This window comes from Cupriavidus sp. CuC1, assembly GCF_044627735.1.
GTDB lineage: Bacteria > Pseudomonadota > Gammaproteobacteria > Burkholderiales > Burkholderiaceae > Cupriavidus > Cupriavidus ulmosensis.
Genome location: NZ_JBIUHC010000224.1, coordinates 1 through 13,035, shown reverse-complemented (window position 1 = coordinate 13,035; position 13,035 = coordinate 1). Strand labels below are relative to the sequence as shown.

Below are 13,035 nucleotides of genomic sequence, written 5' to 3'. Positions count from 1 at the left end.
CTTCAAGCTCTTCTTGTTGTTGCAGAGGCTTGAAAGTTAACACAAATTCGAATTTGTTAACAGTATTGTGCCTAGCCGGAGAAATCGCCATGCCGGCCGGCGCCCCCGACAAAGCGGGCGGCGCCCGCAAGGCCCTCCTCGAACACGATCGGCGTGCCGTTGGCGCCTTCGGCCCGCAGCGCGTCGGCCAGCGGCAGGTCCCATTGCCCGTAGGCGGAGGCCCGGTCCGCCAGCATGCAGCGCTGCGGGAAGGCGGCCAGCTCATGCGCCAGCCCCTCGGCCGCGGCGCGGGCCTGGCCGGGTTCGACCACGCGGTTGGCCAGTCCCATGGCAAGCGCTTCGTCTGCGGGCACCGCGCGGCCGCTCAGGATCATGTCGAGCGCGCGGCCCATGCCGATGATGCGCGGCAGCCTCACCGTGCCGCCGTCGATCAGCGGCACGCCCCAGCGCCGGCAGAACACGCCAAAGACCGCATCGCGCTCGGCCACGCGCAGGTCCGCCAGCAGCGCCAGCTCCAGCCCGCCCGCTACCGCATAGCCGCTGACCGCGGCAATCAGCGGCTTGGACAGTGCCATGCGGCTGGGGCCCATCGGGCCCGCGCCGCCGCCGTGCGGATCGAGCTCGTGACGGCGCGCCGGGTCTCCCACCGCTGACAGGTCGGCGCCGCCGCAGAAATTCCCGCCGGCGCCCCATAGCACGGCCACGCGCAGCGCCGGGTCGGATTCGAACCGTGTGAATGCCTGGCGCAGCGCCAGCGCCATCGGGCCGTCCACGGCGTTGCGCTTGTCGGCGCGGTCCAGAATGATGGTGAAGACCGGGCCGGAGGTCTCGGTCCTGACATAATGGCTGGGCTGACTGGGCTTACTATCCATGCTCGCGTCCTCGGTGCCTGCGCCTGGCAGGGGTGAATCGGGTGCTTTCTAGGTGTTTTTCCACATGCATAAATATTTCATCGAATGATATATTTATGCCAAGAAAAGAAATATTTCTGGTTTACCCTTCGCGGCATCCTTTACCGCCCACGTTGCCCCCCGCTTTCGACCCATGCATGAAATAGAGATCCGCGAGCCCTCGGCGACCGATCTGGTCCTGGACCTGCTCTTCGGCCATCCGGAGCGCACCCTGCCAGTGCAGGCGCTGGCGCGCGGCGCCGAGGTGATGGGCATCGGCACGCCAAGCGTGCGGGTGGCGCTGACGCGCCTGCAGCGCCAGGGCCGCATCGTCAAGACGGAGCGTGGCTGCTACGCGGTGCTGCCGGAAGGTAATCCGGTCTACGACGAGGTCGAGCACTGGTTTGAAAAGGAGAGCCGGCTGGGACACTGGGCCGGCGACTGGCTGGTGGTGCAGGACGCCGCCGTGGCGCGCAGCGAGAAGACCGCGTGGCGCCATCATGCGCGCGCGCTGTCGTTGTCCGGCTTCCGGGTGCTGGCCGCCGGCATCAACGTGCGCCCGGACAATCTCGCCGGCGGCGCGCCGGCCATGCGCGCCGCGCTGTCCCGGCTCGGGATGGCCAGCGCCAGCCTGCTCTTTGTCGGCCGCGAGTTCGATGCAGATGCCGCGGCGCGCATGGCCCGGTTGTGGGACGTGCCGGCGCTGCAATCCGCGTACCGCCGCGCGCTGGCGCAACTCGAGCGCAGCCAGGCCAAGCTGGCGCGCATGGCGCCGGATGCCGCCGCGCGCGAAGCCATGCTGGTGGGCCGCGCCATCATCCGCGCCATCGTGCGCGATCCCCTGCTGCCCGAGGCCATCATGGACCCGGCGCCGCGCCGCGCCCTGATCGAGGCCACGCGCGCCTACCAGCTCCAGGCCCGCGGCCTGTGGGTGGAACTGCTGGTCGGCTAGCGCGCGCAGGCGGCAAACCTCCGGCGCCGCGCCGAGCGGCGCAAGCGTTCCATGCCTCGCCAAGCGGCAGCGACTCAACTAAACTGGCCGGAACTTATGCGGCGCACCGCGGCACTCAGTAAAGTGACGCGCGCAGGTGTTCCTGGAACCCCGCGGGCCCCGCTGGGCCCTTGCGCCGCACTCACGTTGGCCAAGACAAGGAGTACAGGGTGAGCATGCCCGATTTCGACATGGTGCTGTTCGGCGGCACCGGGGACCTGGCGCGGCGCAAGCTGCTGCCGGCGCTGTTCGATGCACACCGCGCGGGCTTGCTTCATCCCAACGCCCGCATTCTTGCCACCGGCAGCCATCCCCTTTCCACCGAAGACTACGTCGGCTCGCTGGAGCAGAGCGTGCGTCCGGGCCTTGAGCATGCGCCGCCCGAAGCCTGGGCCACCTTCCTTGCGCGCGTCAGCTATGTGCAGGCGGACGCCCGCGTGCCCGAGCACTTCGACGCGCTGGCGGCCAAGGTGCTGCAGCGCTCGCCCGAGGTGGTGGTGTGCTATCTCGCCACCGGGCCGCATATCTTTGTGCCCATCTGCGAGCAGCTCGCGCGCACCGGGCTCAATCATCCCAATGTCCGCATCGTCCTGGAGAAGCCGCTCGGGCATGACCTGCATTCGTCCGATGCGATCAACTCGGCCGTGGCGCAGTACTTCGCCGAAGACCAGATCTACCGGATCGACCACTATCTGGGCAAGGAGTCGGTGCAGAACCTGATGGCGATCCGCTTCGGCAACGCGCTGTTCGAGCCGCTGTGGCGCCGCGAGTGGGTGCAGGACGTGCAGATCACCATCGCCGAGGAGCTTGGCGTGGAAACGCGCGGCGAGTTCTACGACAACACCGGCGCGCTGCGCGACATGGTGCAGAACCACCTGTTGCAACTGCTGTGCATGGTGGCGATGGAGCCGCCCACCAGCCTGTCCGAGGACGCGATCCGCGACGAGAAGATCAAGATCCTCAAGGCGCTCAAGCCCATCACGCCGCAGGACGTGGCCGAGAAGACCGTGCGCGGGCAGTACCGGGCCGGCGCCGTCGGCGGCAAGCCGGTGGTGGGCTACCTGGACGAGAAGGGCATCGCGCCCGACAGCCATACCGAGACCTTTGTCGCGATCAAGGCGGAGATCGCCAACTGGCGCTGGTCCGGCGTGCCGTTTTACCTGCGCACCGGCAAGCGCATGCAGTCGCGCGTGGCGGAGATCGTCATCCACTTCCGCGATGTGCCGCACGCCATCTTCCCGCGCCCGCTGACCTTGTCGCCGCAGAACCGGCTGGTGATCCGGCTGCAGCCCGAGGAGAGCATCCGCCTGTATTTCCTGGTCAAGCAGCCCGGCGATACGGTGGCGCTCACGGGTACCTCGCTCGACCTGGACTTCGCCAACTCCTTCAAGGTGCGCCGCGCGGGGGCCTACGAGCGCTTGCTGCTCGATGTCATCCGCGGCCGCCTCGGGTTGTTCGTGCGGCGCGACGAGCAGGCGCAGGCGTGGCGCTGGGTCGAGCCCATCCTGGATACCTGGGCGGACAGCACCGTGCCACCCAAGCCGTATACGGCCGGCACCTGGGGGCCGGCCGCCTCATCCGCGCTGATGTCGCGCGACGGCTCGCTCTGGCACGAAGAGGTGTAGGCCGCGCCCGCCGATCATTGATTGACCCTCATTCGAACAGGAGACTCTGCCCATGCGACGCTACGAACATACCTCCGAGGCGGACCTGGCCGAAGCAATGGCGATCTCGGTAGCCCACGCGCTGGAGATCGCCATTGGCGTACGCGGCTGGGCGGTGCTGGCGGTGTCCGGCGGGCGCTCGCCGGTGCCGATGTTCGAGCGCCTGCGCCATCGCACCATCCGCTGGGAAGCGGTCACCATCACGCTGGTCGACGAGCGCGTGGTGCCGCCCGACCATGACGACAGCAACGGCGCGCTGGTGCGCCGCCACCTGCTGCGCGAGGCGGCGGGCAAGGCGGCCTTCGTGCCGCTGGTGGCCGATGCCGCCGAAGTGGCCGACCCGGCCAGCGCGGTGGCCCGGCTGAACGCGGCCTGGCGCCAGCCTGACGTGATCGTGCTGGGCATGGGCGAGGATGGCCATACCGCCTCGCTGTTTCCCGAGGCGCCCGAGTTGCAGCAGGCCCTTGCCGAGCCGCAGCCGGGCTACCTGGTGACGCATCCGCGCGAGGCGCCGCACGCGCGCGTCACGCTGAACCTGGCCGCGCTGCTGGCTGCCGAGCGCGTCTTCCTGTCGTTCGCGGGGCCGGTCAAGACGGCGGTGTTCGCGCGCGCCTGCAAGGGGCCCACCCCGGCGCTGCCCGTCAGCCTGGTGCTGAGCCGGCACCGGCACGGCACCGATGTCTTCTCGGCTTGATGCCATGAAGAACTTTCCACGCCTGCTGGGCGATGTCGGCGGCACCAATGTGCGCTTCGCGCTGGAGGCCGCGCCGCAGCGCATCGGCCCGGTGACGGCGTTCAAGGTGGCCGATTTCCCCTCGCTCGAGGCCGCCATGCAGCATTACCTCGGCGGTTTGCCGGCCGGTAGTGCCAGGCCGCGCTACGCGGCCGTCGGCCTGGCGAACCCGGTGACCGGCGATCGCGTCAAGCTGACCAATCACGCCTGGGCGTTCTCCATCTCGCAGATGCAGCGCTCGCTCGGCCTGGACCTGCTGCTGGCCATCAACGATTTCACCGCGCTGGCGCTGGGTTTGCCCCACCTCGGCGCGCAGGACCTGACGCCGCTGCGCCAGGGCACGGCCATGGCCGGCGCGCCGCTCGCGCTGGTCGGGCCGGGCACCGGCCTGGGCGTGTCCGGGCTGGTGCCCGCGCGCTCCGGGCCGGCCGTGGCGCTGGCTGGCGAGGGTGGCCATATCGAGCTGATGCCGGAAACCGAAGACGAATGGACCGCGTGGCGCGCGGCCCATAAGGCCTTCGGCCGTGTCTCCGCCGAGCGTCTTTTGTCGGGCATGGGGCTGTCGTTGACGCATGCCGCGTTGCACGCAGAAACGGGTACGCCCCTGGCGCGCCAGCTCGAGCCGGCAGAGGTAACCGAAGGCGCGATCCACCGGCACGACCCGCTCTGCGAGCGCGCGCTCGCGGTGTTTTGCGGCTTGCTGGGTTCCGTGGCGGCCGACATTGCGCTGGTACTGGGTGCGCGTGGCGGCGTGTACCTGGGCGGCGGCATCGTGCCGCGCTTCGTGCCCGCGCTGCGCAACTCCGCGTTCAACGCGCGCTTTACCGCCAAGGGGCGGATGAGCGCATACCTGGAAAGCCTGCCGGTCTACGTGATCAACGCGGAGTACCCAGCGCTGCCCGGACTGGCGCAGGCGCTGGAGGAAGCGATCACGCATGGCGTCGATGGCGCTGATGCCAGCCGAGCCAACCCGGCCAACCCGGCCAACCCGGCCGACCCGGCCAACCAACCCAAACCTGCCTGACCCGGACCTGACCATGCGAGTGTTGCTGGTGGAAGACGACGCCATGATCGGCGATAGCGTGAAGCTGGCGCTGCGCCAGGAAGGCTTCGCGGTGGACTGGGTGCAGGACGGCGAGGCCGGCCTTGCCGCGGCCGCGCAGTCGGGCGGCCCGGAAGGCGATGCCTGCTACGCGCTGATCCTGCTCGATCTGGGCCTGCCGCGCCGCTCCGGGCTGGAGGTGCTCGCCGCGCTGCGCGCGCGTGGCGTGAATACGCCAGTGCTGATCCTGACCGCGCGCGACGCCGTGGCCGATCGCGTGGCCGGGCTGAACGCCGGCGCCGACGACTACCTCGTCAAGCCCTTCGACCTGCAGGAACTGGCCGCGCGCATGCATGCGCTGGTGCGCCGCGCCGAAGGCCGGGCGGAGCCGCTGCTGCGCTACGGCGGCATCGTGATCAATCCCGTGACCCGCGAGGTCACCCTCGACGGCGAGCCGGTGCGCCTGTCGGCGCGCGAGTTCGGCTTGCTCTCGGCGCTGCTGGCACGCCCTGGCAAGGTGTGGTCGGTGGCGCAACTGGAGGAGCGCCTGTACGGCTGGGGCGATGAAGTCGGCAGCAACACGGTGGAGGTCTACATCCACGCGCTGCGCAAGAAATTCGGCGCGGCGCTGATCCGCAATATCCGTGGCGTGGGCTATGTGGTGCCCAAGCTCGAGGCCGGGAGCGCGGGCTGATGCGTTCCATCCAGAGAACCCTGCTGTGGTGGCTGGCGCTGGGCCTGCTGGCCGGCATCGCCATTGCCACCGCGCTGATCTACGGGCAGGCACGGCAGGAAGCCAACGCACTGTTCGACTACCAGATGAAGCAGGTGGCCGCCGCGCTGCCCAGCCAGTTTGCCGATCCGGTGATGCCGCCTTTCGTGCAACAGGAGTCGCCCGGTGCGCCGGGCTCGCCTAGCGACAGCTTGTTCCATGCCGACGAAGACGTGGTGATCCATATCTGGGATGGCTCCGGCCGCAGCCTGTATCTGTCGCACGCGCATCCCGCGCTGCCGCCGCGCGCCGAACTGGGATTTTCCAACGTCAAGACAGCGCAGGGCGAATGGCGGATCTACAGCGTGCAGCTCGGGCTCGGCGTGGTGCAGATCGCCCAGCCCATGTCGGCGCGCAGCGAGGTGGCCGCGCGCATGGCGCTGCGCACCGTGGCGCCCTTGCTGTTGCTGCTGCCGCTGATCGGCTGGCTGGTGTGGGTGGCCGTGGGACGCGCCCTGCGGCCCTTGCACGAGATCGCAGCCGGCGTGCGCCAGCGTGACGCCAACGCCCTGTCCCCACTGGCGGTCAGCTGCATGCCGGACGAGATCGCGCCGTTGACCGAGGCGCTCAACCAGCTGCTGGCGCGGCTGTCGCACGCCATCGATACCCAGCGTGCCTTCGTGGCTGACGCCGCGCATGCGCTGCGCACGCCGCTGGCGGCGCTGCAGTTGCAGGCTCAGTTGGTGGAGCGCGCCGATACGGCCGAAGAGCGGCAGGAGGCCGTGGGCAAGCTGCGCCAGGGGCTGGAGCGGCTCACGCACATGGTGGCCCAGCTGCTGACGCTGGCGCGCCAGGAGCCCGGCGCGGCAGTGCCTGCGCACGAGCCGGTGGACCTGCGCGCGCTGGCGCAAAGCGTGGTGGCGGAGATGACCCAGGCCGCGCTCGATCGCCACATCGACCTGGGGCTCGATGCCGACGCCGGTGCCGGCCCGGTCATGGTGCGTGGCGACGTCGATGCGCTGCGCATCCTGTTGACCAACCTGGTCGACAATGCGCTGCGCTATGTGCCGGCCGGAGGCAGGGTCGATGTGCTGGTTGGCCGCACGCGGGCTCCCGCGGGCGAAAAAGAATCGGGTACGGAAAGCGCGGAACTGATCGTGCAGGACGATGGCCCGGGGATTCCCGCCGCCGAGCGCGCGCGCGTGTTCGACCGCTTCTATCGGGTGCCGGAAGCCCCCACCGGGGGCAGCGGGCTGGGCCTGGCCATCGTGGCGGAGATCGCGCAATCGCACGGCGCGCACGTCTCGCTGGAAGACGCGGCGCCCGGGCTGCGCGTGCGGGTGGTGTTTCCCGCCGCGTGAACGCGCGGCGGCACCTGTCCTCAGCCTACCGGCGTGAGCACCGGCTCGCCGGCAAAATGCAGCCGGCTGTTTTCCTGGAACTGCCGCACCGAAGCGTCGATGGCTTCCGGCGACCTGGCTGCCACGTGCGGGGTCAGGACCACATTGGGGCAGTCGAACAGTTCGGCGGGCGGCTCGGGCTCGCTCTCGTACACATCAAGGCCGGCGCCGCCGAGCTTGCCGGCGCGCAGGGCGTGCGCCAGCGCCGCGGTGTCGAGCACGCTGCCCCGCGCGATATTGACCACGAAGCCGCCCGGGCCCAGCTGGGCCAGTACCTTGGCGTCGACCAGGTGGCGGGTGCCCGCGCCGCCGGGCGTGGCGATGATCAGGTAGTCGGCCCATTCGGCCAGCGCGCCGAGGCTGTCGAAGTAGCGATACGGCGTGTCGTCGCGCCGGGCCCGGTTGTGATAGCCCACCTCCAAGTCGAAGCCCAGCCCGCGCTGCGCAATGCGCCGGCCAATGGTGCCGAGGCCGAGAATCCCCATGCGCTTGCCCGACACGTTGGGCCGCAGCGGCAGCGCGGTGCGCCACTTGCCGGCGCGCGTGGCCTGGTCCAGCACCGGGATGGCGCGCACGGTGGCTAGCAGCAGCGCCATGGCGTGGTCCGCCACGCAACTGTCGTTGGTGCCGGCACCGTTGGCCACGACGATGCCGCGCGCGCGGGCGTGGGCCACGGCAATGTTCTCGTACCCCGCGCCCAGCGCGCACACCAGTTCCAGCGCGGGCATGGCGTCGATCTCGGCGGCGGTGAGGCCGACCGTGCCGATCGTCAGCACCGCGCGCACGCGGGTGCCGGCCTCCCGGACCTGCGCGGCACGGCCCGCGCTGTCAGGCGCGTAGAGCACTTCGTATTGTTCGGCAATCCAGGACAGATGTTGGGCGCTGACGTGGCTGAGGACGAGCAGGAGCGGCTTCATGATGGGCAGGTTGTCTTGGGGCCGGCGGCGACGGCTGGGAGGAGGGCGCGCGGTCCCGGGAGGGGACTTAAGCTGCACCGCGGCATTGTAACGGCGGCGCGCCGGGCTTGCTGGCGCGCCCTAGTGCTCCCTCGATTATCAAATGCCCGCCAAGAGTGCTTCCAATCCTGGGTGGATGATCTGCCGTCGCGCCGTGGCCATAATGGATCGCCACGTCGCTGTGGGACAAGCTCGACGGCGCCGCGCGCGAGGCCATGTTAAAAAACGTGGCCGCACGCTTGCCGGCGCAGCACATCGGCCAGCCCGAAGACGTTGCGCAGGCCATCCTTTACCTGGCCGGAACGGGCTTCGCCACGGGGTCGATGGTGCTGCTCGATGGCGGCGGCGCGATCGGCTGACGCTCCGGATAGCCACGCAGAAACGGGTACGCTTTGCGCTTCGGGCGGCGCGTTCCGCCTGCGCGGCGGGTGGGCCAGCCGCTCGCCAAGCCTTGAAGCGGAGCGGGAATGCCGTTCTAATGCAGCGAATGCGACTTATCGATTCCGTGAAAATGAAGCCTGCCCTCCTGTCCGCCCTGCTGCTAGCGACCGCGTTGGCGATCCCCATGGCCCCCGCGGCAGCGGCGCCGCCACCCGCTGCCACGCAGGCCGAGGTCACCCATCTCTTTGCCTATCTGGCAGGCTCGAATTGCCAGTTCAACCGCAACGGCAGCTGGTATTCCGCGCCAGACGCGGCTGCGCACCTCAAAAAGAAGTACGACTACCTGGCCGACAAGGGCGCCATCAGCACCAGCGAGAGCTTTATCGAACTGGGTGCGAGCAAGAGCAGCGTCAGCGGCAAGCCTTACCTGGTCAAGTGCGGCCAGGCCCAGCCGGTGGAGAGCGCACCGTGGCTAGGCGCCGAACTGGCGCGCCATCGGCAAAAGGCTGCGGGCAAGTAGGCGCGAGCCCCTTCCTTTCTTGCATTTGCAGTGGGTTTGAAGGCACGCAGAAACGGGTACGCTTTTGCTTTCCGGCAACAAAGGCCGGCCCGGGCGCGCTGTCAGAGAGCAACCGATAGCGAACCGGCTTTCGCCGAACCATACTTCAGTCCTGGCCGTACCTCAGGCTGATTGCCGAGTGCGGCCCAATGCGTCCTCACAGCCCCGTGCGCCCCTCGCGGCGCGGGGTTCTTCTTAGGCGCATGCGACGCAGACTTGGCATTTTCTGCCCGGGCCGCAAGGTTTGGCTAAGGAGAATCCGGATGCAGACCGTCATATCCGATAACGAAAGCGCTCCCCCTCCCGCCTCCTGGCGCCGGCTGACGCACCGCGCCTGCGCAACCCTGGCGCTCTGCAGTACCCTCGCGGCGCTCGGCTGGATTGCCTGGATCTGCTGGCGCCTGGTCAGCGTGATTGCGCCCGGCAGCATGAGCTTTGTCGACGCCTTGATGGTGCTGGTGATGCTGGTCTTCACCTGCGGTGCGGCCGTTTCCGTCTGCGCCGTGTGTGAGATGGGCCAGCGCTAAGCGTCGGGCCGAGCGTCCGGCTGGGCCGCGCCTGCCGCGATTGCGGCACCTCGTCGTCGCCACGCGCGTCGTCCCGGCCTCATATCTCCCTGGTCATTCCCGTCAGGTCGATCCATGCATCGAACTGGGCTGCCGTGACATGTCCCGAGGCGAGCGCCGCCTCGCGCAGCGACAGATTGCGCTTGATCGCCAGCTTGGCGATCTCGGCCGCGCGGTCGTAGCCGATGTGCGGGTTGAGCGCCGTCACGGGCGTCAGCGAGCGTGCCAGCATCTCGGCTATGCACTCGCGATGCGCCTGCACCCCTTCCACCATGCGTTTGGCAAAGCTCGCGGCAGCATCGGCAAGCAGCGTGACCGATTGCAGCAGGCTGTAGATAATCACGGGCTTGTACGCGTTGAGCTCGAGCGTGCCGAGGCCATTGGCCAGCGTGATGGTGGTGTGGTTGCCGATCACCCGGCAGCACACCATGGCCAGCGCCTCCGCCTGGGTGGGATTGACCTTGCCCGGCATGATCGAGGAGCCGGGTTCGTTGGCCGGCAGGATCAGTTCGGCAAAGCCCGCGCGCGGGCCGGAGCCGAGCAGCATGAAATCGCGCGCGATTTTCAGGAAGGACGACGCCGTGGTGTTGAGCGCGCCCGACAGGTCGGCCAGCGCATCGTGCGAGGCTTGCAGCGCGTAGCGGTTCGGCGCGGGCTCGAACGGCAGGCCCGTGTAGTCCGACAGCGCGCGCGCGAAGGCCGCGGCAAAACCGTGCGGCGCGTTCAGCCCGGTGCCCACCGCGGTGCCGCCCTGGGGTACCGGCATGGCGCGCAGCATGGCCTGGCGCAGGCGCGACTGGGCATCGCCTACCTGGGCTTCGTAGCCGGAGAACTCCTGGCCGAGCGTCAGCGGCACGGCGTCCTGCAGGTGCGTGCGGCCCACCTTGACGATGTCGGTGAACGCGTCCACCTTGCGCCCGAGCGCCTGCTGCAAGGTCTCCAGCGCAGGCAGCAGCTGCAACTGGATCGCCCGGGTGGCGGCGATGTGCATCGCCGTGGGAAAGCTGTCGTTGGAAGACTGGCTGGCATTGACGTGATCGTTGGGATGCACCGGCTGCCTGGTGCCCGGCTCGCCGCCGAGCAGCTGGATCGCACGGTTGGCAATCACCTCGTTCAGGTTCATATTGGTCTGCGTGCCGGAGCCGGTCTGCCAGACCGAGAGCGGGAACTCCTCGGACCACTTGCCGGCGATGATCTCCTGCGCCGCTGCCTCGATGGCGTGTGCCAGCTCCGGCTTGAGCACGCGCAGCTCGCGGTTGGCGCGGGCCGCGCAGAGCTTGAGGATGGCGAAGGCTTCGATCAGCGCTGGCGGCATCGTCTCGCTGCCGATGCGGAAGTTCTGGCGCGAACGCTCGGTCTGCGCCCCCCACAGGTGCCGGGCAGGCACTGGTACGTCGCCGAGGCTGTCGGTCTCGATGCGGATGGTGTCGTGCTTGCGCTCGGGCATTGCGTTCTCCTGTTCGGTAGAAGGCGGCTTGGCAGCAGATCCTGGGCTTTAGAATACGCTCCCGGCAGCCACGGCGTCATCCGTGCCGCCGGGCGCGGCCAGCCTGCCCCAGCGCCCGAATCACAGCATCGCAGCCATGCGCTGGCCGCGAGGGCGCGGGTGCCGGTCGCCGCGCTGGCCAGCTGCCGCCTGCTGATGCGCGAGGCAGGGTCGACCACGCGCATCGTCCCCGAGCAGATGCTGGCCCGGGCGGGCGTGGTGCCCGCCAAGCGATGGAGATTGGCAGCCGGGAATCGATCCGCGAGGCGGTGATCCGCGGGCTCGGGGTGTCCATCATCGCCCGCCACGAGGTGCCCAGCCGTCCGGACCTGAAAATGCTGGATTTTGAGGGCAGTAGCGCGGAAATGAGTGAGCATCTCTATTTTTGCGCGAACGGCGGGGAGCGCGCCTGATCAATGCATTCGCTGCGGCGGCGCGCCCTGGCGCGCAGATCATGCCGGGCTAATTCGAAGCTGTCTTGGCGCTGACCGCCTTGCGGTTTCCCCCGACTTAATGTTTTACGCTTTTACCTGCCATATTTCTCCGCAGGCAAAAATTACATACGCGCAGGCTAATCATTGGCCAGAGGATGTGCTTGGCGGAGCCAATGTAGAGACATTGGCTTTGCCGGCAGCGCAAGCCACGAAGTTTTCCCCGCTTTGGAAGGGGGTGGGTTCCCGCCCGATGCGGAAACTGTCAGGCTTGCGTTCCCTGCGAAAGGCCGTGGCAGCGCCTGTGAGGGAAGCCGGGCAGACTTGGGGGCGGGTGCTCGCTATCGCGGATGTTGCAGGGATGGAACATAACTATTGTTGCTCGCAAAGCGTTTGCCCAGACTGCCGGGTTGGTAAGAAAATGGCGCTCCAACAATAAGAAGAATATTTACAGTACACAATTAAAACAGGATGTCGGGGTGAATCAAGCAATTCTGCAATATCTCACTGAGCGGCATTGCTCGTCGCAATGGCGTGACGTACTGTCGGCGCTCGCCGAAGAACTATCCGAGACCATGGACGTGGCCGGCCTGCGCGCCGTCATGTGGCGGGTTGGCGCGCGTTTTGCTAAGCGTTTCGATCCGGGCGCCTGCGCGACGCTCGCCGAGCTGGAACGGGCTGTAGCCCAGATCTGGCTGGACGTGGACTGGGGCTGGACCAGCATCGAGGATGCGGGGGGCTCGCTGGTGGTCCGGCACTACTGCGCACCGCTGAACGCGGCGCTTGGGGACGGAGCCGACGCGTGGTCGCCGGCCTTCCTGGAGGGGGCGTACCAGCACTGGTTCCGCATGCTCGGCTCGTCCGAGACCCTGCGGGTCAGCCAAAGTACGCCGATTGATGCCACCGGATGCGTGGAATTCCGGTTTGGGCGTTGATGTGCCGCTGCGGTTTACGGCAGTTTTCACGCCGGCGCCCACCCTTGCGTGAGTGAGATCCCATGAGTCAATCCGACGATTTGTCCAAGCTGTTCCAGCGTTTCGGCGGCAAGGCGGAATCCTATAAAGAGATCGTGCGCGAAGACGCGGCGTCGCAGGCGCGCGAGCGCTGGCCGCTGCTGACGTCCGTGCGGGTCGACCGCGCCGCCGTGGTGCCCCCCGTCCAGCCGGCCGCACCGCATGCGCCTGAGGTTGCCAGCCCGGTTGCCGGGCAGGCCGGCTCGCCCGC

Annotated in this window: 13 protein-coding genes and 2 pseudogenes; 12 read left to right on the top strand and 3 right to left on the bottom strand. The window is 68.5% G+C overall.

What is annotated here, in order from left to right; all coding sequences use genetic code 11:
* Positions 1–71: 71 nt before the first annotated feature.
* The gene (locus tag ACGLHR_RS47415) at positions 72–872 is read right to left on the bottom strand and encodes a crotonase/enoyl-CoA hydratase family protein (RefSeq protein WP_400102681.1); all 801 of its coding nucleotides are present in this window, start codon (positions 870–872) and stop codon (positions 72–74) included.
* 172 nt (positions 873–1,044) lie between these two features.
* On the opposite strand from ACGLHR_RS47415, the gene ACGLHR_RS47410 reads away from it, so the two are divergent.
* From ACGLHR_RS47410 to ACGLHR_RS47385, 6 genes are all read left to right on the top strand, one after another.
* A complete protein-coding gene (locus tag ACGLHR_RS47410) occupies positions 1,045–1,842 on the top strand; it encodes a PaaX family transcriptional regulator C-terminal domain-containing protein (RefSeq protein WP_318236212.1) in 798 nt (265 codons plus the stop codon).
* A 215-nt stretch (positions 1,843–2,057) separates the two neighbouring features.
* On the top strand, positions 2,058–3,506 hold the full coding sequence (zwf, locus tag ACGLHR_RS47405) for a glucose-6-phosphate dehydrogenase (protein WP_400102682.1): 1,449 nt from the start codon (positions 2,058–2,060) through the stop codon (positions 3,504–3,506).
* A gap of 52 nt (positions 3,507–3,558) precedes the next feature.
* Complete coding sequence (pgl, locus tag ACGLHR_RS47400; protein ID WP_318236211.1) at positions 3,559–4,239, top strand: 6-phosphogluconolactonase; 681 nt, start codon at positions 3,559–3,561, stop codon at positions 4,237–4,239.
* 4 nt (positions 4,240–4,243) lie between these two features.
* Positions 4,244–5,302: a glucokinase gene (gene glk, locus ACGLHR_RS47395; RefSeq protein WP_400102680.1), complete on the top strand. Its 1,059-nt coding sequence runs from the start codon at positions 4,244–4,246 to the stop codon at positions 5,300–5,302.
* 13 nt (positions 5,303–5,315) lie between these two features.
* Positions 5,316–6,014, top strand: a complete 699-nt coding sequence (locus ACGLHR_RS47390; RefSeq protein WP_318236209.1) for a response regulator transcription factor — start codon at positions 5,316–5,318, stop codon at positions 6,012–6,014.
* Positions 6,014–7,393, top strand: coding sequence for an ATP-binding protein (locus ACGLHR_RS47385; protein ID WP_400102679.1), 1,380 nt, complete (start codon positions 6,014–6,016; stop codon positions 7,391–7,393). Before ACGLHR_RS47390 ends, ACGLHR_RS47385 begins: the two co-directional genes overlap by 1 nt.
* A gap of 20 nt (positions 7,394–7,413) precedes the next feature.
* Here ACGLHR_RS47385 and ACGLHR_RS47380 read toward each other — a convergent pair whose 3' ends face one another.
* Positions 7,414–8,349, bottom strand: coding sequence for a 2-hydroxyacid dehydrogenase (locus ACGLHR_RS47380; RefSeq protein WP_400102678.1), 936 nt, complete (start codon positions 8,347–8,349; stop codon positions 7,414–7,416).
* Positions 8,350–8,555: 206 nt separating this feature from the next.
* Here ACGLHR_RS47380 and ACGLHR_RS47375 point away from each other — a divergent pair.
* From ACGLHR_RS47375 to ACGLHR_RS47365, 3 genes and pseudogenes are all read left to right on the top strand, one after another.
* A pseudogene (locus tag ACGLHR_RS47375) lies at positions 8,556–8,747 on the top strand (SDR family oxidoreductase); the annotation flags it as partial.
* Positions 8,748–8,899: 152 nt separating this feature from the next.
* Entirely contained in the window at positions 8,900–9,289 is a 390-nt protein-coding gene (locus ACGLHR_RS47370) for a DUF5329 domain-containing protein (RefSeq protein ID WP_400102677.1), read from the top strand.
* 302 nt (positions 9,290–9,591) lie between these two features.
* Positions 9,592–9,855 carry a hypothetical protein gene (locus ACGLHR_RS47365; RefSeq protein WP_400102676.1) on the top strand — a complete coding sequence of 88 codons (264 nt, stop codon included), beginning with the start codon at positions 9,592–9,594 and terminating at the stop codon, positions 9,853–9,855.
* A 79-nt stretch (positions 9,856–9,934) separates the two neighbouring features.
* Here the strand turns inward: ACGLHR_RS47365 and ACGLHR_RS47360 are convergent, their stop codons facing one another.
* Positions 9,935–11,341, bottom strand: a complete 1,407-nt coding sequence (locus tag ACGLHR_RS47360; RefSeq protein WP_400102675.1) for a class II fumarate hydratase — start codon at positions 11,339–11,341, stop codon at positions 9,935–9,937.
* Between the two features lie 126 nt (positions 11,342–11,467).
* Here ACGLHR_RS47360 and ACGLHR_RS47355 point away from each other — a divergent pair.
* The 3 genes and pseudogenes from ACGLHR_RS47355 to bcsP form a co-directional block, all read left to right on the top strand.
* A pseudogene (locus tag ACGLHR_RS47355) lies at positions 11,468–11,846 on the top strand (LysR substrate-binding domain-containing protein); the annotation flags it as partial.
* Between the two features lie 444 nt (positions 11,847–12,290).
* Positions 12,291–12,746 carry a cellulose biosynthesis protein BcsD gene (bcsD, locus tag ACGLHR_RS47350; RefSeq protein WP_318236204.1) on the top strand — a complete coding sequence of 152 codons (456 nt, stop codon included), beginning with the start codon at positions 12,291–12,293 and terminating at the stop codon, positions 12,744–12,746.
* Between the two features lie 62 nt (positions 12,747–12,808).
* Positions 12,809–13,035 (top strand): cellulose biosynthesis protein BcsP (bcsP, locus tag ACGLHR_RS47345; RefSeq protein WP_400102674.1); only part of this gene is annotated, 227 nt, incomplete at its 3' end.

What these genes read in the sequence shown, in the direction of transcription:
- zwf (WP_400102682.1), top strand. Translation starts at nt 2,058, where the DNA reads ATGCCCGATTTCGACATGGTGCTGTTCGGCGGCACCGGGGACCTGGCG.
- ACGLHR_RS47380 (WP_400102678.1), bottom strand. Translation starts at nt 8,349, where the DNA reads ATGAAGCCGCTCCTGCTCGTCCTCAGCCACGTCAGCGCCCAACATCTG.
- ACGLHR_RS47390 (WP_318236209.1), top strand. Translation starts at nt 5,316, where the DNA reads ATGCGAGTGTTGCTGGTGGAAGACGACGCCATGATCGGCGATAGCGTG.
- glk (WP_400102680.1), top strand. Translation starts at nt 4,244, where the DNA reads ATGAAGAACTTTCCACGCCTGCTGGGCGATGTCGGCGGCACCAATGTG.
- ACGLHR_RS47410 (WP_318236212.1), top strand. Translation starts at nt 1,045, where the DNA reads ATGCATGAAATAGAGATCCGCGAGCCCTCGGCGACCGATCTGGTCCTG.
- ACGLHR_RS47415 (WP_400102681.1), bottom strand. Translation starts at nt 872, where the DNA reads ATGGATAGTAAGCCCAGTCAGCCCAGCCATTATGTCAGGACCGAGACC.
- ACGLHR_RS47370 (WP_400102677.1), top strand. Translation starts at nt 8,900, where the DNA reads ATGAAGCCTGCCCTCCTGTCCGCCCTGCTGCTAGCGACCGCGTTGGCG.
- ACGLHR_RS47360 (WP_400102675.1), bottom strand. Translation starts at nt 11,341, where the DNA reads ATGCCCGAGCGCAAGCACGACACCATCCGCATCGAGACCGACAGCCTC.
- ACGLHR_RS47365 (WP_400102676.1), top strand. Translation starts at nt 9,592, where the DNA reads ATGCAGACCGTCATATCCGATAACGAAAGCGCTCCCCCTCCCGCCTCC.
- ACGLHR_RS47385 (WP_400102679.1), top strand. Translation starts at nt 6,014, where the DNA reads ATGCGTTCCATCCAGAGAACCCTGCTGTGGTGGCTGGCGCTGGGCCTG.
- pgl (WP_318236211.1), top strand. Translation starts at nt 3,559, where the DNA reads ATGCGACGCTACGAACATACCTCCGAGGCGGACCTGGCCGAAGCAATG.